General features: G+C 69.6%; 20 protein-coding genes. 4 read left to right on the top strand and 16 right to left on the bottom strand.

Going from position 1 to position 19,287, the window contains the following annotated elements; translation table 11 throughout:
- Positions 1-240: 240 nt before the first annotated feature.
- From ACYVBN_RS08005 to ACYVBN_RS08020, 4 genes are all read right to left on the bottom strand, one after another.
- Positions 241-741, bottom strand: a complete 501-nt coding sequence (locus ACYVBN_RS08005; RefSeq protein WP_460600049.1) for a methylated-DNA--[protein]-cysteine S-methyltransferase — start codon at positions 739-741, stop codon at positions 241-243.
- Positions 738-2,237: an AlkA N-terminal domain-containing protein gene (locus ACYVBN_RS08010; protein WP_460600050.1), complete on the bottom strand. Its 1,500-nt coding sequence runs from the start codon at positions 2,235-2,237 to the stop codon at positions 738-740. The genes ACYVBN_RS08005 and ACYVBN_RS08010 overlap by 4 nt, the downstream gene beginning before the upstream one ends.
- Positions 2,238-2,300: 63 nt before the next feature.
- Positions 2,301-3,191 (bottom strand): 4-phosphopantoate--beta-alanine ligase, encoded by an 891-nt coding sequence (gene panC / locus ACYVBN_RS08015; protein ID WP_460600051.1) that lies wholly within the window; start codon positions 3,189-3,191, stop codon positions 2,301-2,303.
- Entirely contained in the window at positions 3,192-4,079 is an 888-nt protein-coding gene (locus tag ACYVBN_RS08020; protein WP_460600052.1) for a Rossmann-like and DUF2520 domain-containing protein, read from the bottom strand.
- 80 nt (positions 4,080-4,159) lie between these two features.
- Between ACYVBN_RS08020 and ACYVBN_RS08025 the strand changes: the two genes are divergently transcribed.
- Positions 4,160-5,107 carry an SAM-dependent methyltransferase gene (locus ACYVBN_RS08025; protein WP_440282827.1) on the top strand — a complete coding sequence of 316 codons (948 nt, stop codon included), beginning with the start codon at positions 4,160-4,162 and terminating at the stop codon, positions 5,105-5,107.
- Between the two features lie 4 nt (positions 5,108-5,111).
- Here ACYVBN_RS08025 and ACYVBN_RS08030 read toward each other — a convergent pair whose 3' ends face one another.
- Together ACYVBN_RS08030 and ACYVBN_RS08035 are read right to left on the bottom strand one after the other, a co-directional pair.
- On the bottom strand, positions 5,112-5,960 hold the full coding sequence (locus ACYVBN_RS08030) for a hypothetical protein (protein ID WP_460600053.1): 849 nt from the start codon (positions 5,958-5,960) through the stop codon (positions 5,112-5,114).
- A 290-nt stretch (positions 5,961-6,250) separates the two neighbouring features.
- Positions 6,251-6,823 carry a CGNR zinc finger domain-containing protein gene (locus ACYVBN_RS08035; RefSeq protein WP_460600054.1) on the bottom strand — a complete coding sequence of 191 codons (573 nt, stop codon included), beginning with the start codon at positions 6,821-6,823 and terminating at the stop codon, positions 6,251-6,253.
- A 145-nt stretch (positions 6,824-6,968) separates the two neighbouring features.
- Here ACYVBN_RS08035 and ACYVBN_RS08040 point away from each other — a divergent pair, with 145 nt between their 5' ends.
- Together ACYVBN_RS08040 and ACYVBN_RS08045 are read left to right on the top strand one after the other, a co-directional pair.
- Positions 6,969-7,940: a DMT family transporter gene (locus ACYVBN_RS08040; RefSeq protein ID WP_460600055.1), complete on the top strand. Its 972-nt coding sequence runs from the start codon at positions 6,969-6,971 to the stop codon at positions 7,938-7,940.
- A gap of 25 nt (positions 7,941-7,965) precedes the next feature.
- Complete coding sequence (locus ACYVBN_RS08045; RefSeq protein ID WP_460600056.1) at positions 7,966-9,126, top strand: NADH-quinone oxidoreductase subunit D; 1,161 nt, start codon at positions 7,966-7,968, stop codon at positions 9,124-9,126.
- Positions 9,127-9,235: 109 nt separating this feature from the next.
- Here the strand turns inward: ACYVBN_RS08045 and ACYVBN_RS08050 are convergent, their stop codons facing one another.
- Together ACYVBN_RS08050 and ACYVBN_RS08055 are read right to left on the bottom strand one after the other, a co-directional pair.
- The gene (locus ACYVBN_RS08050; RefSeq protein WP_440282823.1) at positions 9,236-9,994 is read right to left on the bottom strand and encodes a sugar isomerase domain-containing protein; all 759 of its coding nucleotides are present in this window, start codon (positions 9,992-9,994) and stop codon (positions 9,236-9,238) included.
- Positions 9,995-10,136: 142 nt separating this feature from the next.
- On the bottom strand, positions 10,137-10,979 hold the full coding sequence (locus ACYVBN_RS08055; protein ID WP_440282822.1) for a sigma-70 family RNA polymerase sigma factor: 843 nt from the start codon (positions 10,977-10,979) through the stop codon (positions 10,137-10,139).
- Between the two features lie 111 nt (positions 10,980-11,090).
- Here ACYVBN_RS08055 and ACYVBN_RS08060 point away from each other — a divergent pair, with 111 nt between their 5' ends.
- Positions 11,091-11,420 carry a VOC family protein gene (locus ACYVBN_RS08060; RefSeq protein ID WP_460600057.1) on the top strand — a complete coding sequence of 110 codons (330 nt, stop codon included), beginning with the start codon at positions 11,091-11,093 and terminating at the stop codon, positions 11,418-11,420.
- A gap of 148 nt (positions 11,421-11,568) precedes the next feature.
- Here ACYVBN_RS08060 and ACYVBN_RS08065 read toward each other — a convergent pair whose 3' ends face one another.
- The 8 genes from ACYVBN_RS08065 to tilS all read right to left on the bottom strand — a co-directional run bounded on the left by ACYVBN_RS08065 (position 11,569) and on the right by tilS (position 19,255).
- On the bottom strand, positions 11,569-12,600 hold the full coding sequence (locus ACYVBN_RS08065; protein ID WP_440282820.1) for a GNAT family N-acetyltransferase: 1,032 nt from the start codon (positions 12,598-12,600) through the stop codon (positions 11,569-11,571).
- A 27-nt stretch (positions 12,601-12,627) separates the two neighbouring features.
- Positions 12,628-13,128 carry a DUF3180 domain-containing protein gene (locus ACYVBN_RS08070; RefSeq protein ID WP_460600058.1) on the bottom strand — a complete coding sequence of 167 codons (501 nt, stop codon included), beginning with the start codon at positions 13,126-13,128 and terminating at the stop codon, positions 12,628-12,630.
- Complete coding sequence (gene folK, locus ACYVBN_RS08075; RefSeq protein ID WP_460600059.1) at positions 13,113-14,006, bottom strand: 2-amino-4-hydroxy-6-hydroxymethyldihydropteridine diphosphokinase; 894 nt, start codon at positions 14,004-14,006, stop codon at positions 13,113-13,115. Before folK ends, ACYVBN_RS08070 begins: the two co-directional genes overlap by 16 nt.
- The gene (gene folP / locus ACYVBN_RS08080) at positions 14,003-14,857 is read right to left on the bottom strand and encodes a dihydropteroate synthase (protein WP_460600060.1); all 855 of its coding nucleotides are present in this window, start codon (positions 14,855-14,857) and stop codon (positions 14,003-14,005) included. The genes folK and folP overlap by 4 nt, the downstream gene beginning before the upstream one ends.
- Positions 14,857-15,453, bottom strand: coding sequence for a GTP cyclohydrolase I FolE (folE, locus tag ACYVBN_RS08085; RefSeq protein WP_460600061.1), 597 nt, complete (start codon positions 15,451-15,453; stop codon positions 14,857-14,859). Before folE ends, folP begins: the two co-directional genes overlap by 1 nt.
- Positions 15,422-17,455 carry an ATP-dependent zinc metalloprotease FtsH gene (gene ftsH / locus ACYVBN_RS08090; RefSeq protein WP_460600834.1) on the bottom strand — a complete coding sequence of 678 codons (2,034 nt, stop codon included), beginning with the start codon at positions 17,453-17,455 and terminating at the stop codon, positions 15,422-15,424. The genes folE and ftsH overlap by 32 nt, the downstream gene beginning before the upstream one ends.
- Before the next feature lie 184 nt (positions 17,456-17,639).
- Positions 17,640-18,191, bottom strand: a complete 552-nt coding sequence (gene hpt, locus ACYVBN_RS08095) for a hypoxanthine phosphoribosyltransferase (protein WP_440283287.1) — start codon at positions 18,189-18,191, stop codon at positions 17,640-17,642.
- Between the two features lie 5 nt (positions 18,192-18,196).
- Positions 18,197-19,255, bottom strand: a complete 1,059-nt coding sequence (gene tilS, locus ACYVBN_RS08100; RefSeq protein ID WP_460600062.1) for a tRNA lysidine(34) synthetase — start codon at positions 19,253-19,255, stop codon at positions 18,197-18,199.
- Positions 19,256-19,287: the final 32 nt, after the last annotated feature.

Here is a 19,287-nt window from a genome sequence, read left to right on the forward strand (position 1 = left end):
ACACACCCAGCCACCCGTACCAAAATCTCCCCAGGGCAGAGTCCGGTACGCCACACACCCAGCCACCCGTACCAAAATCTCCCCAGGGCAGAGTCCGGTACGCCACACACCCAGCCACCCGTACCAAAGTCTCCCCAGGGCAGAGTCCGGTACGCCACACACCCAGCCACCCGTACCAAAATCTCCCCAGGGCAGAGTCCGGTACGCCGCCCCTCCTCGCGGCATACCCGCCGGGGGCGCCTAGAACAGCGCCTGCGCGTCACGACCGGATTCATGCGCGAGCAACCACCGCTTGCGCTCGATGCCGCCGCCGTAGCCCGTCATGCTGCCGTTCGCCCCGATCACCCGGTGGCACGGGATGACGATGGAGATCGGGTTGCGGCCGTTCGCGAGACCGACCGCGCGGCTCGCCGTGGGGCTGCCGATGTGCTGCGCCAGCTCGCCGTAGCTCCACGTCTGCCCGAACGGTATGTCGCACAGTGCGCGCCATACCCGTTGCTGGAAGTCGGTGCCCTGCGGCCGCAGCGGCAGGTCGAATTCGGTGCGTCGCCCGGCGAAGTACTCGCTCAGCTGCCGGACCGCCTGGACCAGCAACGGGTCCTCATCGGCCCGCTCGCCGTATTCGGACGGCCCGTGCTTGTGCACCTCCATGTAGACGCCGACGATCTCGTCACCGTCGGCGACGACGGAGACCGGACCGATCGGAGTCGGCTCCACGACCGTGAATCTGTGCTTGCTCATCCGTGGCTCCTTGCCTGCTCGGGAAGCTGGTTGATCTCGTGCGGGCCGCTGGCCCACAAGTGTTGTACGGCGTAGGCACGCCAGGGGCGCCAGGGCGACGAGGCGTCCAGGGCCGCGCGTCCCTGGTCCGGCAGCCCGAGTCGTGCCATCGCCTGCCGGACACCCAGGTCCGTCGCCGGGAAGGCATCGGGATCCCCGAACGCCCGCATCGCGACACCCTCGACGGTCCACGGCCCGATGCCCGGTAATGCCAGCAGATCCTGTCGCGCGCTCGTCCAGTCGGCGCTGGCCGACACGTCGATGTCCCCGTCGGCCAACGCAGTGGCCAGCCCGCGCAGGGTGCCCCGCCGGCTCTGCGGCATCGCCAGGGTGCCGTCGGACGCGCCGGCGACTGCAGCAGCATCCGGGAAGACCGCCGTCAGCCCGCCGTCCGGGTCGTCGATCCGCTCGCCGTGGGCCGCCACCAGACGGGCCGCGTGGGTGCGAGCGGCCCGGGTCGAGATCTGCTGGCCGATCACCAGCCGCAGCGCCAGTTCGGCGCCGTCGACCGTGCGCGGCACGCGCCGTCCCGGTGCGGCGGCCACCAGCGGCCCGAGCACCGGATCTGCCGACAGGTGGGCGTCGATCGCCTGCGGATCCGCGTCCAGGTCGAGCAACCAGCGGCAGCGGCTGATCGCGACCGGCAGGTCGGCCAGATCGTGCAACCAGACACGAGCGGCGACATACCCGTCCTCCGGTCGCAGCGCCACGACAGCCGGGCCGTGAGGCAACCGCAACGTCCGCCGGTAGGTGTCCTGACGCCACTCCTCCACACCCGGCACCGCGGTCGCGACCAGGTGCCCGAAGAGGTTGTCGACGCGGAGCGGCCGACGGTAGGGCAGCCGCAACGGCAGGTGGTGCCAGGCGCTACGTGTCGGGACCTGCTCCACGGCGACTCTCGTGTGCGAGCGAAGTTGACGAGGCGCCATGGCGAAGACCGCTCGCACGGTGTCGTTGAACGACCGGATGCTGCCGAACCCGGCCGCATGTGCGACCTGGGTCAGCGGCAGCGTCGTGGTCTCGATCAACACCCGCGCCGTCTGCGCGCGCTGTGCCCGGGCGAGCGCCAGGGGCGACGCACCGAGCTCGGCCCGGACCTGCCGCTCGATCTGTCGCGTGCTGTAACCGAGCCGCCGGGAGAGGCCGTCGATGCCCTCCCGGTCGACGACCCCGTCGGCGATCAGCCGCATCGCCCGCGCGACGAGGTCGGCCCGTGCGTTCCACTCCGGGGATCCGGGACTGGCGTCGGGTCGGCAGCGTTTGCAGGCGCGGAATCCATTGGCCTGGGCCGCAGCTGCGCTGGGGTAGAACGTGATGTTGCGTGCCTTCGGCGGCGTTGCCGGGCAACTCGGGCGGCAGTAGATGCCGGTCGTGCGCACCCCTGTCACGAACCAGCCGTCGAACCGGGCGTCGCGGGACCGCACGGCCGTCATACAGGTCTGCTGGTCGGTGATCATGCGGTCCAGTCTGCTCCGCGTCACCGACAATGACTAGCCGAAAAACGACACGTCGGTTTTCTGCTACTCGACGTCCGCGCCGGGACCGATCTCGAGCGGCATGTTGTCGATCAACCGGGTCGTGCCGACCTTCGCGGCGACCGCGAGCAGGGCCGGTCCGCGGTACCACTCGGGCACCTGCTCCAGTGACTCCGGGTGCACGAGCACGAGGTAGTCCACGAGTGCGAGCGGTTCCCGGACCAGGACGTCCCGGGCAGCTCGCCGCACGGCCGCCGGACCGGCGGCGACTTGCTGTGCGCCGGCTTGCAGGGCACGCGAAAGACTGAGCGCCACGTCACGATCGGCCGCACTCAGATAGGTGTTGCGGCTGCTGAGCGCCAAGCCGTCGTCCTCGCGCACGGTGGGTACGGCGATCACCTCGACCGGGAAATCCAGATCGCGCACCATGCGCCGGATCAACAGCAGTTGCTGGGCGTCCTTCTGCCCGTAGAAGGCGAAGTCCGGCTGGACGAGGTGCAACAGCTTCGCGACGACGGTGAGCACACCGTCGAAATGTCCCGGGCGGGACGCACCTTCGAGCACCTCGCCGAGCGTGCCGGCGGACACCCGCACACCCGGCTCGCCCTGCGGGTAGACGACGTCGGGCGTCGGGGCGAAGACCAGCCCGACACCCTCACGGGCACAGATGCGCAAGTCCTCCTCCAGAGTCTGCGGATAACGGGACAAGTCCTCGCCGGCCGCGAACTGCAAAGGGTTCAGGAAGATCGTGACGATGACGTGGTCGGCCGATTGCTTTGCGGTGCGTATCAATTCGGCATGCCCTTCGTGCAGGGCACCCATCGTCATGACGGTCGCGACCGTGCCACGCAGCGCCTTGCGGGCCGGCAGCAGATCCTCCCGCGTGTGTGCGACGACCGGCCCGGACGCCACCGGGTTGTGCACCGAGGTGTTCATTCAGTCCTCTTCCGTGGTGAGCAGATCGAGCATGGGTTGCACGGACTCGGCGGGCATCGCGCGCCGCGCGGCGGTGCGCGCGGCAGTCGCCGTCGCGAGCGCCCGGTAGGCACGCCGAATGTCGTCGGGCTGGTCCCGGAGCGCTTGCAGATGGGCGGTCACGGTGCCCACGTCACCGCGTGCGACCGGCCCGGTGAGCGCACGGTCGCCACGCTGGAGGGTGTTCTCCAGTGCGGCTTCGAGCAACGGTCGAAGCAACCTGGCCGGATCGTCCACGCCGATGCCCCGCAACAGCTGCCCGGACTGCGCGACGATGGTGGTCAGGTGGTTCGCGGCGTGCGACAGCGCGGCGTGATAGGTCGCCCGGTCCTGGTCGGCCAGCCGGAACGGCTCTCCACCGAGGTCCAGCGCGAGGGCGTCGGCGACCAGATCCGCGCCCATCGAGGCGGTCACCGCGATCGGAGTGCCGACGATCCGGTCGACGTCGCCGGGTGCGCCGGTGAACGTCATGACCGGATGCAGCACGACAGCGTCTCCGCCTGCTTCGACGACCGGCTGCAGCACGTCCAGGCCACGCAGCCCGCTGGTGTGGACCGCGAGCCGTCCGCCGGCCCAGGCGCCCTGCGCGGCGAGCCCGGAGACCAGTGGCCCGATGGCGTCGTCCGGAACGGCCAGCAGCACGACGTCGGCCGCCGACACCACGTCCGGCACCTCACGCACGGGCACCCCGGCAAGCAGCGTCGCCGCACGCTCCCGCGACGCGTCACTGACGGCGCTGACCGCGACGATCTCGTGCCCTGCGGCACGCAACGCCGCCCCGAGCACCGACCCGACCCGGCCGGCGCCGACGACGCCGACGCGCAGGGTCGGACGTTCCAGTTGATTCACCCGGACGACGCTAGTCGACGCAGGCCGAAGCGGGACGAACCGGGGGACGCCGGTGCCGGCGGTGCACCTAGGGTGCAGGAATGGTGTGGCAGTCCTGGCGCTCGGCGTGGCACGAGGCGCTGTACGGCCCGGACGGCTTCTACCGTCAGCCCGTCGGCCCGGCAGGACATTTCGCGACCTCGGCACAGGGCATCCCGGGCGGCGGACGGCTGCTGGCGCGGGCCGTCGGCATCCTCGCCGAGCGGTCACGGTGCCGCCGGATCGTCGATGTCGGAGCGGGTCGTGGCGAGCTGCTCCGGGAGTTGTCGGCGCTGCAGACCGGGTGGGAGTTCACCGGTGTCGACGTGGTCGATCGACCGGACGGGCTGCCCGCAGATGTCGGTTGGCTGACCGCCCCCGGCGGAAGCACCCTGCCGGCGGCCCTGTGCGGACTGCAGGACACCCTCGTCCTCGCCCACGAATGGCTCGACGTCGTGCCGTGCTCGGTCGTCGAGTACGACGGCAGGGTATGGCGCGAGGTCGACGTGGACCCGTGCGGCGCGGAGCGCCTGGCCGGGCCGGCGCCCGAGACGGAATTGCTGTGGTTGGAACGGCATGGGCCTGCGAGCCCGAGGCACGGTGATCGTGCTGAAGTCGGCATCACCCGCGACGAGGCCTACCGGCAGCTGCGCGACCGGCTCCACAGCGGCATGCTCGTCGTCGTCGACTACGGCCACACGCGGGCCACGCGCCCGCGGTCGGGCACGCTCACCGGCTTCCGCCAGGGGATGCAATGCCTACCGCTGCCCGACGGCAGCACCGACATCACCGCGCACGTGGCGATGGACACCCTCGGAGCCGGCGAACTGCTGCGTCAGCGCGACATTTTCGAGCAACTCGGGCTGCGGCCACAGCAGCCGGACATCGCATGGGCGAGCACGGACCCTCCGGCATACCTGCGAGCGCTCGCCGAGCGCAGCGGCTACACGCAGCTCACCGCGACAGGCGGCCTGGGCGACTTCTGGTGGGCGATCGACCGGATCGGTTGAGGCCTCAATTGCTCGGTCGGAAGGTGCTGATGATCTCCTCGAGGGTCTCGGTGGACAACTGCTTCGGGCCGTCGGTGATCCGCACCGCGACCAACTGGTAGGACTTGCCGCCCGAGGAGAAGGTCACCGTCCGCACCTCGTAGTGCTTGCCCTTGTCGCACTCGTCGGGTGCGCCCACCGGGGTGGTGATGGTGTATTCCAGTGCCGGGATGGTGCCCTGGTTGACCTTGATCTGCTTCGGGTCGGAGAGCTTGCCCTCCTGGGCGTGGGAGCCGTCCTCCTTGATCGCGATGGCGTCGGCGAACTTCTGCGCCACGTCCGGCCCGGCATCCGACGGGTCGCGCTTGCCGATGTTGACCAGGCCGAGCCAGGCGATGTCGGCCGTCTTCTTCTGCGCGCAGTAGCCCTCGGCGAAGGCGGCCGGCGCCTTGGCGATGACGAGCGTTTTGCCGGTCTTCGGATCGCCGTACCCGCGCAACGTGTCGGTCGAATCGAGCGTCCAGTCGTCGCTCTTCGGCACGTCGAAGGCACCTCGGCCGTCGGTGGCCTGTTGCGCCTGCCAGCCGGCCTTGAGCGGCCGCGCACCCACACCCAACGTGGGGTTCACCCAGGTCGTCGCCTTCACCGGCGGGAGCGCACTGGTGGAACCCGAACCGGCCGCCTGCTTCGGGGAGTCGTCTCCGCGGGTGAACGCGAAGATCGCCACCGCAGCCACGATCAGCACGAGCGCGGCGGCCAGGCCGAACAGCACCTTGCCGCGGCCGCCACCCCCACCGCCCTGCTGAGGGACCTTGACGCCCTCACCCGACGCAGCGGAGAAGCGGTCGTAGTAGGAACTCTGCGGATTGTTCATGGTCGGACCCACAGTGGGCCCGGTCTCCCCCGTCGACCACGACGGCGGTTGCGGCCCGTGACCACCGGTGGCCCAGGGTTGCTGTGGGCCACCAGTGACCCACGGCTGCTGTTGTCCACCGGTCCACTGACCGCCCGTGGCGCCGCCCGGAAGGCGATGACCCCCGCCGTGACCCCCGCCGTGACCCCCGCCGTGACCCCCGCCGTGCCCCCCGGTCCCCTCGGCCGGCGGTTGATGCTGTCCACCCTGGCGGTCCGGCTGCTCCGGCCACTGGCCGTTCCCTTGATCGCTCACGGCTGCAGGCTACCTTTCGCGGTGTCGTCGGCGCCCTCGGTCAGTCTGGCCCGGTATGCCGCGACGGCCAGCCGATTACCGCAGCCCGCCTCGCAGTACCGCTTGGAACGGTTGCGCGACAGGTCGACGAGCAAACCCTCGCAGTCCGGTGCCGCACACCGACGCAGCCGTCCGAGTTCGCCCGCCCGAACCAGGTCGACCATCGCCATCGCGAACTCGACCACCCAGCGGGAAGCGAGCGGCGCATCGGCCGGCGTCGCATGCAGGTGCCAGTCCCAGTCGTCGTGCAGGACCAGTTGCGGCAGCGCCGACTCCCGGCGCAACAGGGCGTTGACCCCCTCGACGACGACCGTCTCGTCGTCGGTCCACAGCGCTCGGATCTCCGGCCGGATCGCACGGATCGCGGCGCGTTCGGCGTCGTCTCCGACGACCGGGCCACTCCACTCCCAGGTGTGCACGAAATCCAGGTAGGACTGTGGCTCCAGCAACGGGTCGGGTTCCTCGACCGCGGTGTTCGCCAACGTTGCGGCGCTGGTCAGCGCCACGCGCGTGTCATGGGCAAAAAGCATTTTGACTCCTGTCTGCACCACACCCTACGATCAGTGTCTGTCATGGGCAAACCATCAGGTTGCTCATGACTCGCAGATCCGCTGCGCGACAGCGCACGCTGCACCACCACCGACATACCCATCGATCAGCTCCAGGGAGGTTCACGTGACCACCGACGTCGTGACGACCCAAGGCGTTCCCGCCGGGTTCGGGCCGACCGCGCGACCCGCCGGTCCCGGCGTCGGCACCATCGGCGTCGCGCTCGCCTCCGCCGCTGCGTTCGGCACGTCGGGAAGCTTCGCCACGGCACTGCTGCAGGCCGGCTGGACGCCGGGTGCCGCGGTGACGGCACGCATCGGCCTGGCCGCCCTGGTGCTGGCACCGCCCACGGTCCTCTCGCTGCGCGGCCGTCGCGGGCTGCTGCGACGCAAGGCGCTGCCGATCGTGCTCTACGGCCTCACCGGTGTCGCCGGTTGCCAGCTCGCCTACTTCTACGCCGTGCAGCATCTGTCGGTCGGTGTCGCGCTGATGCTCGAATACCTCTCCCCCGTGCTGCTGGTGCTCGGCTTCTGGGCCTGGACCAGGCAGCGCCCCGCTGTCGCCACACTCGTGGGCACCGTGATCTGCATCGGTGGGCTGATGCTGGTGCTGGACATCTTCGGCGACGCGCACCTGTCGCTCACCGGAGTGTTGTGGGGCCTCGGTGCTGCGCTCGGATCCGCCGGCTATTTCATCATCGCCGGGCGAGCCGACGACGAGTTGCCCCCGCTCGCCCTCGCCGGAGCCGGTATGGCGGCCGGCGCCGTCTCCCTCGGCGCGCTGGGTGTCGTCGGCATACTCCCGATGCACGCGAGCACCCAGGAGGCGACGGTCACCGGCAGACAGCTGCCCTTCTGGATCCCGCTGATCGCGCTAGCCGTCATCTCCACGGCATTCGCCTACCTCACCGGCGTGGTCGCGGCGCGCGGATTGGGCCGGACGGTGGCGTCCTTCGTCGCGCTCGCCGAGGTGCTCTTCTCCGTGCTCTTCGCCTGGCTGTTGCTCGGCCAGTTGCCGCTGCTGATCCAGTTGCTGGGCGGTGTGCTGATCGTCGGAGGTGTCGTGCTGGTGCGACTCGGCGAGCTGCGACGCCGCTGACCGATGCCTTTGGCAGACTGACCGCATGCCAGAACGCGAGCTCACCGTCGGAGTAGGTGCCGGTGGTCTCGCGACCGCCGACATGGTGCTCAACATCGGACCGCAGCACCCGGCCACGCACGGGGTGCTGCGGCTGCGCATCACCCTCGACGGCGAGCGCATCAGATCCGCCGAACCGATCGTCGGTTACATGCACCGCGGCGCCGAGAAGCTCTTCGAGGTGCGCGACTACCGGCAGATCATGGTGCTGGCCAACCGGCACGACTGGTTGTCCGCCTTCTGCAACGAGATCGGCGTCGCGCTCATCGCCGAGCGGATGCTCGGCATGGACGTCCCCGAACGCGCCACCTGGACCCGCACCCTGTTGAGCGAACTCAATCGGGTGCTCAACCACCTGATGTTCCTCGGGTCCTATCCACTCGAGCTCGGCGCGATCACCCCGATCTTCTACTCCTTCCGCGAACGGGAGGACCTGCAGAACGTCATGGAGGAGATCTCCGGCGGACGGATGCACTACATGTTCGGCCGGGTGGGCGGCCTACGTGACGACCTGCCGGCCGGTTGGCTCGGCCGGGTGAGCCGGACCATCGAGCTGGTGCGCGGCCGGCTCCCGGACCTGGAGAGCCTGTTGATCGGCAACGAGATCCTGCACGCACGCACTCGCGGTGTCGGCGTGCTGGATGCGAAGACCGTTGCGGCATACGGCATCTCCGGGCCGATCGCCCGCGCCTCCGGCGTCGACGTCGACCTGCGGCGCGACCAGCCCTACCTCAACTACGCCGAACTCTTCGCGCCCGGCGGCCCCGGACGGGTGGTCACCCGGACCGAAGGCGATTGCCTCGCCCGGCTGGAGGTGCTGCTCGAGCAGGTGCACGTGTCGCTGGACATCGCGCAGGTCTGCGTCGACAAGCTCGCCAGCATGCCCGCCGGACCGGTGAACGTGAAGTTGCCCAAGGTGCTCAAGGTGCCCGAGGGCACCGATTACCTGGCGACCGAGAACCCCCTCGGCTTCAACGGCTACTACCTGGTCTCACGCGGGGACAAGACTCCGTGGCGGCTGAAGCTGCGGTCGGCCTCGTTCAACAACATCCAGGTGCTCGGTGAACTGCTGCCCGGCAATCTGCTGTCGGACATGGTCGCAATCCTCGGCTCGATGTTCTTCGTGGTGGGCGACATCGACAAGTGAGCGGGCCGCTGGTCTCGATACGTTCCCCCGCTGCGCTCCTCCACTACCCTTCGATACGCCCGCTCGTCCCTCGCGGGCTACTCAGGACGACGCTCGACCGACGCGTGGCTCAGGCCCCGCGGATGAGGCGGTCGCCATACACGTCCTCGAGCTTCTGGTTGCGCTCGTGGCCGCCGGGCACGTTGGCGGAGATGTAGACCGGGGGCTCGGCGTTCTGCGCGAGCTTCTCGATGGTGCCCAGGGTCAGCAGCTGGGCGATGAACGCCGCCGTGAGCGAGGAGACCGCACCGGCGCCGTTGCCGTCGACCTCCATCGTCGTGTCTCCGTATGGCGCCAGGTTGTCGATCACCACATCGGCGATCTCGCTGAGACGCTTCCCGCTCGGGTGCTTCGGCTCCACTGCGGCGGTGTGCTCCAGGCTGGTCACGGCGATGACTGGGTGGCCGTGTTCCTTTGCGGCCAAGGCGAATCCGACGATCGAGCCGTTGACGCCGGAGTTCGAGGCGATGACGACGACGTCCTGCGGCGACGCCGGCACGAGCGCCCACAGCTTCTGCGCGATCTGCGGGTCGCGCTCGAGCAGACTGCTGCCGAGCATCGATCGGTCCTCGTCCCCGCGCAGCACCAGATCGCGCAGCGCGATCTTGTTCGTCGGGATGAGTCCGCCGGCCCGGCCGGCGAGCTCCATCGCGAACGCCTCGGAGTGCCCGGTGCCGAAGACGTGCACGACACCGTTGTCCGCGATCGAGTCGGCCAGCAGGGCGATCGCCGGGTCCAGTCCGCCGCTCTCGGCGAGTGCGGTGATGCGCTCCAGGCGGCTGGTGGTCTGTGCGAGGAAGTCAGCGGCGACACTGCGCGAACTGCTCATCTGTTGGCTCCAGAAGGGGTGACGAGGACACCTCGGTCGAGGCCTCTTGATCGTACGGCGTGGCCGGCGTGCAGGTCGCCGCGGCGGTCACCGGCGCCCCGACGTCGATGGCCGGCGTCACGTCTACCACCCCGCTACGGCCTCAACGCTTGCGGACCGTCGCCAGCAGCTCCGGATCTGCCCGCAGATCGATGCGGTGCACCAGCCCCTCGTCGATCGTGAAGTCGAACGCGACCTTGTACTCGCCACGGTGCAGCCAGGCAAGTCCCGCACGGTCCCCGATGAACACCGGGAACGCGGTCTTCGCCCCGCCGTTGAGCAACTGCACGGCTTGCGCACGGCCGGCCAACCGTGGTGTGCCGAGCGCGACCGCGGCGGAGTCGGCGCCTTCGATCACGACATCCGGGGCCAGCAGCCCGAGCAGCGTGTCCAGGTCACCTCCCTTGGCGGCATACAGGAAGGCGTCGACCACCGCGGCGCGGTCGATGCGCTCGGCCGGCGACTCGTGGGACGCCTCACCCGCGACCTTGCCGCGCGCGCGAGAAGCCAACTTGCGGGCGGCGACGGGTGACGTCCCGAGGATGGTGGCGACGGTCGGGAAGTCCACCGCGAAGCTGTCGTGCAGCACGAAGGCGACACGCTCGGAGGGGCTCAGGCGGTCGAGGACGACCTGCAGCGCGCTACCCACCGAGTCGGCGAGCACGACGTCGTCCACCGGGTCCGGCGCCGTCTCGTCGAGATCGAGGTCCTCCTCGGGTTCGGGCAACTTGCTGCGCAACCGGTCCAGGCACAGACGCGTCGTGACCGTGGTCAGCCAGCCCGGCAGGTTGTCGATCACAACTTCGTTGTGCGCCAAGCGGATCCAGGCGTTCTGCACGACGTCCTCGGCCTCCGCGTGATCACCGAGCAGACGCTCGGCGATCCGCGCCAGCCGAGGACGCTCCGCCTCGAACGCGGCCGTCTGATCGTCCACCCCGGCACCCATGTCCGCCAGTCCATCACACCTGCACCCGCCGCGGTCACACTTGCGCGCAGCTGCTCGTCATCACAGTGACGCACCGATGTGCGCCACCACTGCCGAAGAGAGGAACTCACGATGGGCAACTTCCGAACCGTCCTGCTCCCCACCCAGGACCTCGCCGCATCACGCGCGCTCTACATCGAATTGCTGGGTGTGCAACCGAGCGCCGACTCCGACTACTACGTCGGCTTCGACGTCGACGGCCAGCAGATCGGTCTGGTGCCCGGCAACACGGCGGTGCAGCCCAATCTGCATGTCGACGACCTGGAGGCGTCGATGACGCTGGTCACCGATGCCGGCGGCTCGGTCGTCGACGAGCCGCGCGAGGTCGGCGGTGGTCGACGCGTCGCCGTCATACAGGACCCGTCCGGTGCGCGCTTCGGCCTGATCCACGACGCAAGCTGACCGGGCTCCTCTCCACCGAGCGGACACCATACGCATCGAGCGGACACGTCATTGACGGGTTGAAGGCGGGAATGACGTGTCCGCTGAGTGTGTTTGTGTCCGCTCGGTGAAAGGGGTGTGGACGGGCGTACGAGCGGTGGTACCGCGCCTACCCGAGGTGCGAGGAGTCGAGGAGGAGATCACGGTGCCAGCTCTCCGTCTTGTATGACGTCAACCAGCCCAGCGAGGTGTAGAGCCCGTCGGCCCCTGTCGGTGAGTCCGCATCGACCTCGAGACCGACGCGGTTGCAACCGGATTCGAGCGCGTCACGGATCACGGTGTGCAGCAACGCCTTGGCGACACCGCGACCGCGCGACCGGCGGTGGACCCCGATGTAGTCGATGTAGCTGCCCAGGGCGCCGGAGGCGTCCGCCGGGATGATCGTCCCGACCACGGCTCCGCCGGGCAGCAGCCGTCCGTCGGTCTCGACCTCGGCCAGCCACCAGTGGTCCCAGCGGTGTCCGGGGTCTTCCCGCAGCCGCTGGACGAACTCCGGGAAGCTCTCCCGGTAGGAGTTGAAGTGGTCGGCGAAGGACTGCTCCAGGACCAGGTGCACCGCCTGCAGGTCCGCCGCGACCGGGGTGCCGTCGTCGTGCAGCGCGATGCGACGCACGGCGACGCCTTCCCGAGGACCCGGCAGCGCGGCGTCCTCGGCGGTCACCGGCCGGCTCATCTGCAGCCAGGTCCGGGCCAGACGGAAACCGGCCGCGGCGAGCCAGCGCTGCTGGCGGTCGTCCCCGGCATACGCACCGGAGTCCAGCTGGGTGCTGCTCAGGCCACGCACCCTCATCATGGTGCGGGCTTCCTCGCGCGCCCAGTCGAGGAGCCCGGCGGCGAGCTCGTCCGGAACGGCAGGACGTGCGGTGACCTCCACGACGGTGCGCCCGGCGGCACGGTCGTGCACGACCACCCAGGCGACGGCGACTCCGCCGGCGTCACGCACCAGCGCCTGTCGCCGCGTCCACGATCCGACGCCGGCGACGTTCGAGGCCACCATGTCCGGGTCGACCGAGCTGCTGCCGTGCGCGGCGCGCTGATGCGCGGCCAGCAAGGCGATGATGTCCGGGACGTCCGGCAAGTCCGGGACGCTGGTGACGAAACCCGGCGGGACCGCGGGCATGGGCAGGATCGGTTCGCTCACGGCATACAGTCAAGCGCACCGTGCGCCTCACGCACGCAGCGAACCGCCTGGTGAGTTGTCGTCGTCGTCCTTGTCCTGGGGGATCCGGCACCAACCCTGCACCACCAGACCGACGACGACGGCGAGGACCGATCCGACGAAGAGCACGATCGCCTGGATCATCCCGCCGAGAGCGCTGCCGGCGTCCAGCCGTCCCAGCTCGGTCAGCGCGAACGCCCCGAACCAACCGGCGAACATGGCCCCGGCCAGCACCCAGGCCTGCGCCGCCACGAGTGCGCGCCGGGCCTTCTGCGGGGACGGGGGCCGGGTGGAGGTGCCGTGCAGGTAGGCGCGCACCTCCCAGCCGGCCGACAGCACCGCGAACGACAACAGCACCAGCGTGACCAGCAGGAACCACGACATGTGCGGCAGCCCGTGCCCGTGCGCCGTCGTCCATCGCAGCGCTCCGTAACTGATCAGCAGCACGACGACGCCGACACCGGCCGCGTGCCGCCAGGTGAGCCCGGACTCGTTCACAATGGCCGCCACTGCGGGCCGACGCGTATGCCGATAGTGTCCGCCGCACGCAGGAGGCCGGCGACCGGCACGATCTTGGATCCGACACGCAGCCGGGCCTGCGGATCCGCCGCGAGCCACGGCGCGAGCACGAACGCGCGCTCGTGGGCACGGGGGTGCGGCAGGGTGAGCGCATCGGTCTCGACACGGAGGTCGGTGTCCGCGGCCGGATCGCCGACCTGGATCAGGTCGAGGTCCAAGGTGCGGGCGCCCCACCGGATCTCACGGGTGCGTCCTCGGCCTGCCTCGATCTCGTGCAAGCGGTCGAGCAGCGTCCACGGCGCCAGTCGCGTCGTCCCGACCGCGACCGCGTTGAGGTAGTCCGGCTGTTGCGGTCCGCCGACCGGGTCGGTCTCGAAAAGGCCGCTGACCTCGATCAGCTCCAGCCCCTCCACGCGACCGAGTGCCCGCACCGCGGACGTCAGTGTCGCGACCCGGTCACCGAGGTTGGCGCCCAGCGCGATGACCACGGGCCGATGCTGTTCACGACGGATCGACACCGCCGGACCGGAGAGCCCGATCAGCGAGAAGTCCACTCCCGCAGGGGCATCCGGTTTGTGCACGGTCACCTCGACGGCCTCAGCGGCCGGCCGAGCGAGCACGGACTCGGCGATCTGTTCGGCGAGGTGCTCGATGAGGTCGACGGGTGGCTGCAGCAGGATTCGCTCGGCGTCCTGGGCGACGTCCGCATAGCTGATCGTGCGGGCCAGGTCGTCGGTGGCGCCGGCCGCGGAGAGGTCGCACTCGATCACGATGTCGACGAAGAACCGCTGCGGCTCACGCTTCTCGTGCGCGAGCACACCGTGCGGCGTCGTGACGGCCAGCCGGGTGAGGGTGATCCGGTCCGTCATCCGCGGGCCTCGCGGAGATGTGTGACGACGTCGCACGCGGCGAACGTCGAACGCACGTCGTGCACGCGGATGGCCCAGACCTGCGCCTGCGCCAGCACCACGGACACCGCGGCAGTCGCGAAGTCGCGCTGCTCGGCGGGCACCGGCCCACCGTCGGGGCTGCCCATCCGAGCGAGGAACGACTTGCGCGACGCACCGACGAGCACCGGCAGCTGCATCTGCTGGAATGCCGAAAGGTGTTGCAGCAGAACCCAGTTCTGCTCGGCAGTCTTGGCGAACCCCAACCCGGGATCGATCACGATCTGCTCCCGCGACACGCCGGCGTCCAGTGCCGCGCCGACCTGGTCGGCGAGCTCGCGGCATACATCCGCGGTGACGTCGTCATAGATCGCGCGCGACTGCATGTCGTGGCTGTGCCCGCGCCAGTGCATCACGACGAATCCGGCACCGGTCCGCGCGGCGACGACGGCCATCTGCGGGTCGGCCAATCCACCGCTCACGTCGTTGATGATCCGCGCACCCGCAGCGACGGCGGACTCGGCGACCTCGGCACGCATCGTGTCGACGGAGATCCACGCCCCGGCGTCGGCCAGCCCTTCCACGACGGGTATGACGCGCGCCAACTCCTCCTGCACCGTCGGCCGCTGCGCGCCCGGACGGGTCGACTCACCACCGATGTCGATGATGTCCGCGCCCTGCGCGACGAGCTCGCGCCCGTGCGTGATCGCCGCTGCGGCGTCGAAGTAGCGGCCGCCGTCGGAGAAGGAGTCGGGGGTGACGTTGACGACCCCCATGACCAGTGGCCGGTCGGCGGGACGGTGCGGCAACACGGAATTCGCTGCCGCAGTCATCAGCGTCGGCTCTGGGCGTTGATCAGGCTCATCGCCTCGGCGCGCGTGGCGGCATCGGTCAGCTGCCCGCGGACCGCGGAGGTGATGGTCATGGCTCCTGGTTTGCGTACGCCGCGCATCGACATACACAGATGCTCGCACTCCACGACGACCAGTACGCCCTGAGCATGGAGGTGTTCGACGAGCGCGTCGGCGATCTGGGAGGTCAGCCGCTCCTGCACCTGCGGCCGCTTGGCGAAGACGTCCACCAGCCGGGCGATCTTGGACAGGCCGGTGACCCGCCCGTCCGCCGCCGGGATGTAGCCCACGTGCGCGACGCCGTGGAACGGCACCAGATGGTGCTCGCACGTCGAGTAGACCTCGATGTCGCGGACGATGACCAGCTCGGAGTGGTCGACGTCGAAGGTGCGGCTCAGTGCCTCCTGCGGCGTCTGCCAGAGCCCGGCGAACGTCTCCGCGTAGGCCCGCGCGACCCGGCCGGGGGTGTCCTTCAGGCCCTCCCGGTCGGGGTCCTCGCCGACGGCGAGCAGCAGCTCGCGCACCGCGGCTGCTGCTCGCTCCAGATCAATCTTCGGTGGGGTCGACATACCCGCCATCCGGCACCTCGACGACCGCCTCTGGCGGATGCACCTGACCGGCCTGCTGCCGGTCCTCCTTGTCCAGGTCGACACCGCGGGACAGCGCCTCACGCTCGGCCGGCGTCAGCACCGGGGGCCGGTCGCTGACGTTGCGGCGGTCGCTGGACAACCACACCTTGCGCCGGGGGCGCTTGTGCACGTCCTTGAAGACCTCCTCCAGCTGGTGCACGTTGAGCGTCTCCTTCTCGAGCAGCTCGAGCACCAGGTTGTCCAGGATGTCGCGGTTGTCGTTGAGGGCGTACCAGGCCTCGTCGTGGGCGGCCTCGATCAGCCGGCGCACCTCCTCGTCGACGACGCCGGCGAGCTCCTCGGAGTAGTCGCGCTCGTGGCCCATGTCACGGCCGAGGAACACCTCGGAGTTGCCGGAGCCGAGCTTGATCGCGCCGACCCGCTCGCTCATGCCGAACTGGGTGACCATCTTGCGCGCCAGGCCGGTCGCCTTCTCGATGTCGTTGGCGGCGCCGGTGCTCGGGTCGTGGAAGACGATCTCCTCGGCGACGCGGCCACCGAGCGCATAGGCCAGCTGGTCCAGCAGTTCGTTGCGGGTCGTGGAGTACTTGTCGTCGACCGGGAGCACCATCGTGTAACCGAGGGCGCGGCCACGCGGCAGGATGGTGATCTTGCTGACCGGGTCGGTGTGGTTGAGCGCCGCGGCGACCAGGGCGTGCCCGCCCTCGTGGTATGCCGTGATCTTGCGCTCCTTGGCGCTCATCACGCGGGTCTTCTTCTGCGGGCCGGCCATGACCCGGTCGATCGCCTCGTCGAGGGCGCGGTTGTCGATGACCTGCGCGTTGGAGCGCGCCGTCAGCAGGGCGGCCTCGTTGAGGACGTTGGCCAGGTCGGCGCCGGAGAAACCGGGCGTACGACGGGCGACCTGAAGCAGGTCGATGTCCTTGGCCATCGGCTTGCCCTTGGCGTGCACCTGCAGGATGTGGTGGCGCCCGCCCATGTCGGGGGCCTCGACCGCGATCTGCCGGTCGAAACGGCCCGGGCGCAGCAGCGCCGGGTCCAGGATGTCGGGCCGGTTGGTCGCGGCGATCAGGATGACGTTGGTCTTGACGTCGAAGCCGTCCATCTCGACCAGCAGCTGGTTGAGGGTCTGCTCGCGCTCGTCGTGGCCGCCGCCGAGACCGGCGCCACGGTGCCGGCCCACCGCGTCGATCTCGTCGACGAAGATGATGGCCGGGGCGTTGGACTTGGCCTGCTCGAAGAGGTCCCGGACACGGCTGGCACCGACGCCGACGAACATCTCCACGAAGTCCGAGCCGGAGATGGAGTAGAACGGCACACCCGCTTCGCCGGCGACCGCACGGGCGAGCAGGGTCTTACCGGTGCCGGGGGGCCCGTAGAGCAGAACGCCCTTGGGGATCTTGGCGCCCACGTCGAGGAACTTCTTGGGCGACTGGAGGAACTCCTTGATCTCGTGGAGCTCCTCGACCGCTTCGTCGGCACCTGCGACGTCGGCGAAGGTCACCTTCGGCATGTCCTTGGTGGCCAGCTTCGCCCGCGACTTGCCGAATTGCATGACGCGCGACCCGCCGCCCTGCATCTGGCTCATCAGGAACCAGAAGATCAGGATGAACAGGATGAACGGCGCCATGCTGATCAGGATCGACAGCCAGACGCTCTGCTTCTGCGGGTCGTCGGTGTAGCCCTTGGCGGGCGGGTACTTCGACAGCAGCGAGACCAGTTGGTCGCCGCGCGGGTCGACGTAGTTGGCCTCGACCTTGGTCAGGTCCTTCTTGTTCCCGACCGTGGTCGGGTCCTTGAGGGTCAGCTTGACCGAGTCGGGCGTGAGCGTCGCCGAGTCGACTTGTTTGCTGGAGATGAGTTTCTCGGCCTGGGAGGTGTCGATGCTCTGATAGCCCCCGACGTTGCCGACGGCGAGCCAGAGCACACCGATCAGCACGACCAGGATGACCCAGAGACCAGGGCTGCGAAGAACGCGCTTGAAGTTCATGTACCTGCGGGGCGTGCCCCGATCCTCCTGCTTGAGTTGGGCCGAGCCCATGACAGACCAGTAGACGGTACACCGCAGATAGCCTGGCTATTGCAGGTGTCCCGGCTGGATCAACGCGCGGGCGACGGGTGATGTTCCGTAGCAGCCGCCACAGATGTAGATGCGACCTGCTCGCGGGTCGGCACTAGGAGTAGACGTGCGGGGCGAGCGTGCCGATGTCGCGCAGGTTGCGGTAGCGCTCGTCGTAGTCCAGGCCGTAGCCGACCACGAACTCGTTGGGTATGTCGAAGCCGACGTATTTGCAGTCGATCTCCACCTTGGCCGCCTCCGGCTTGCGCAGCAGCGTGCAGATCTCCAGCGAGGCGGGCTCGCGGGAGGTGAGGTTGGCGCGGATCCAGTTGAGGGTCAGCCCGGAGTCGATGATGTCCTCGACGATCAGCACGTGCCGGCCGGAGATGTCGGTGTCGAGGTCCTTCAGGATGCGCACGACGCCGCTGGACTTGGTGCCCGAGCCGTATGACGACACCGCCATCCAGTCCATCGGGGCCGATCCCGGCAGGGCGCGCATCAGGTCGGCCATCACCAGGATGGCGCCCTTGAGGACGCCGACGAGCAGCACGTCCTTGTCGTGGTAGTCACGCCAGATGTCGGCCGCGAGTTCCTCGAGCCGCGCGTGGATCTGTTCCTCGGTGTAGAGGACGTGCTCGAGGTCTTTGCCCATGTGGCTGGCATCCATGGGCCCTATTGAACCCGACGCGCCTCGACCTCGATCAGCCCGGCGTCCCGGCGCACCTGCAGACCGCCCGGGACGTGGATCGGTTGCTGGCCGTGCCAGCGGGTCACCAGCGCGTCCACGGCGTCGATGTGCACCTTGCCGACCGAGGCCGACGGGGCGCCCGCCCGGCGCAGCAGCTCGCGCCATACCCGCGTGCGCAGCGGGGTGGGCAACGCGCTCAATGCGTCGACCGGCCACGAGGTCGCGCCCAACTCGTCGGCCCGTTGCGCGGCCCAGTCGTCCAGGAAGGTCAGGTCCTCCCGGATCAGGCCAGCGGTGCGCGCCAGACCGGCGACGACGCCCGGGCCGATGTCGTCCTCCAGGTCGGTCAGCGCCCGGCGCACCCGCACCCGCAGATAGCGCGGATCGCCGTTGTGCGGGTCGTGCCACGGCTCGAGACGCAGCGCCGCGCAGGCCGCGTGCGTCTGCGCGCGGGTCACGTCCAGCAGCGGCCGCAGCCAGACCAGATCCCCCACTGGTCGAGTGCCGTCCCCCGCTGGTCGAGCAGCAGCCGAGGAACGAGACTGCGTCTCGAGACCGAGGGCCACCGGCGCCATACCCGTCACCGCCCGCGGTCCCGACCCGCGGGCCAGCGCCAGCAGCACGGTCTCGGCCTGGTCGTCGCGGGTGTGGCCGAGCAGCACCGCACTCGCGCCGTATGACGCAGCGGCGTCCGCGAGCGCGGCGTAGCGCTCCCAGCGGGCTGCAGCCTCCGGGCCGTCCCCGGTGGCAGCCACCTCGACGGTGCGCACCTGCGCATGATCCACGCCCAGATCGCGACACTGCTCCGTGGCGCGCAGCGCCACCTCACCGGACCCGGCCTGCAGTTGGTGGTCGACGACGATCGCGACGGTGGTGATCCGCAGCTTCGGTGCTTCGAACGTCACCGCTGCCGCGAGCGCCAGCGAGTCGGCGCCACCCGAAACCGCAATGAGCACAGTGCGGCCCGCGCCCATACCGGCCTCGGACAGCGCCGCTCGGACCTGCCGCCGGCACGCCGCCACCGCGGGGTGGGGTCCCGTCATACCGATGCCCTGGAGCTTCGCAGGGTGTTCAT

The sequence above is a fragment of the Flexivirga lutea genome, from assembly GCF_054778955.1.

Excerpts from the sequence above, each read along its gene's own strand:
- ACYVBN_RS08005 (WP_460600049.1), bottom strand. The coding sequence starts at position 741 with ATGAGCAAGCACAGATTCACGGTCGTGGAGCCGACTCCGATCGGTCCG.
- ftsH (WP_460600834.1), bottom strand. The coding sequence starts at position 17,455 with ATGAACTTCAAGCGCGTTCTTCGCAGCCCTGGTCTCTGGGTCATCCTG.
- ACYVBN_RS08060 (WP_460600057.1), top strand. The coding sequence starts at position 11,091 with ATGGGCAACTTCCGAACCGTCCTGCTCCCCACCCAGGACCTCGCCGCA.
- ACYVBN_RS08055 (WP_440282822.1), bottom strand. The coding sequence starts at position 10,979 with ATGGGTGCCGGGGTGGACGATCAGACGGCCGCGTTCGAGGCGGAGCGT.
- hpt (WP_440283287.1), bottom strand. The coding sequence starts at position 18,191 with ATGGATGCCAGCCACATGGGCAAAGACCTCGAGCACGTCCTCTACACC.
- ACYVBN_RS08025 (WP_440282827.1), top strand. The coding sequence starts at position 4,160 with ATGGTGTGGCAGTCCTGGCGCTCGGCGTGGCACGAGGCGCTGTACGGC.
- folP (WP_460600060.1), bottom strand. The coding sequence starts at position 14,857 with ATGACTGCGGCAGCGAATTCCGTGTTGCCGCACCGTCCCGCCGACCGG.
- panC (WP_460600051.1), bottom strand. The coding sequence starts at position 3,191 with ATGAACACCTCGGTGCACAACCCGGTGGCGTCCGGGCCGGTCGTCGCA.
- tilS (WP_460600062.1), bottom strand. The coding sequence starts at position 19,255 with ATGACGGGACCCCACCCCGCGGTGGCGGCGTGCCGGCGGCAGGTCCGA.
- ACYVBN_RS08050 (WP_440282823.1), bottom strand. The coding sequence starts at position 9,994 with ATGAGCAGTTCGCGCAGTGTCGCCGCTGACTTCCTCGCACAGACCACC.
- ACYVBN_RS08030 (WP_460600053.1), bottom strand. The coding sequence starts at position 5,960 with ATGAACAATCCGCAGAGTTCCTACTACGACCGCTTCTCCGCTGCGTCG.
- ACYVBN_RS08010 (WP_460600050.1), bottom strand. The coding sequence starts at position 2,237 with ATGATCACCGACCAGCAGACCTGTATGACGGCCGTGCGGTCCCGCGAC.
- ACYVBN_RS08035 (WP_460600054.1), bottom strand. The coding sequence starts at position 6,823 with ATGCTTTTTGCCCATGACACGCGCGTGGCGCTGACCAGCGCCGCAACG.
- ACYVBN_RS08045 (WP_460600056.1), top strand. The coding sequence starts at position 7,966 with ATGCCAGAACGCGAGCTCACCGTCGGAGTAGGTGCCGGTGGTCTCGCG.
- folE (WP_460600061.1), bottom strand. The coding sequence starts at position 15,453 with ATGGCGGGTATGTCGACCCCACCGAAGATTGATCTGGAGCGAGCAGCA.
- folK (WP_460600059.1), bottom strand. The coding sequence starts at position 14,006 with ATGACGGACCGGATCACCCTCACCCGGCTGGCCGTCACGACGCCGCAC.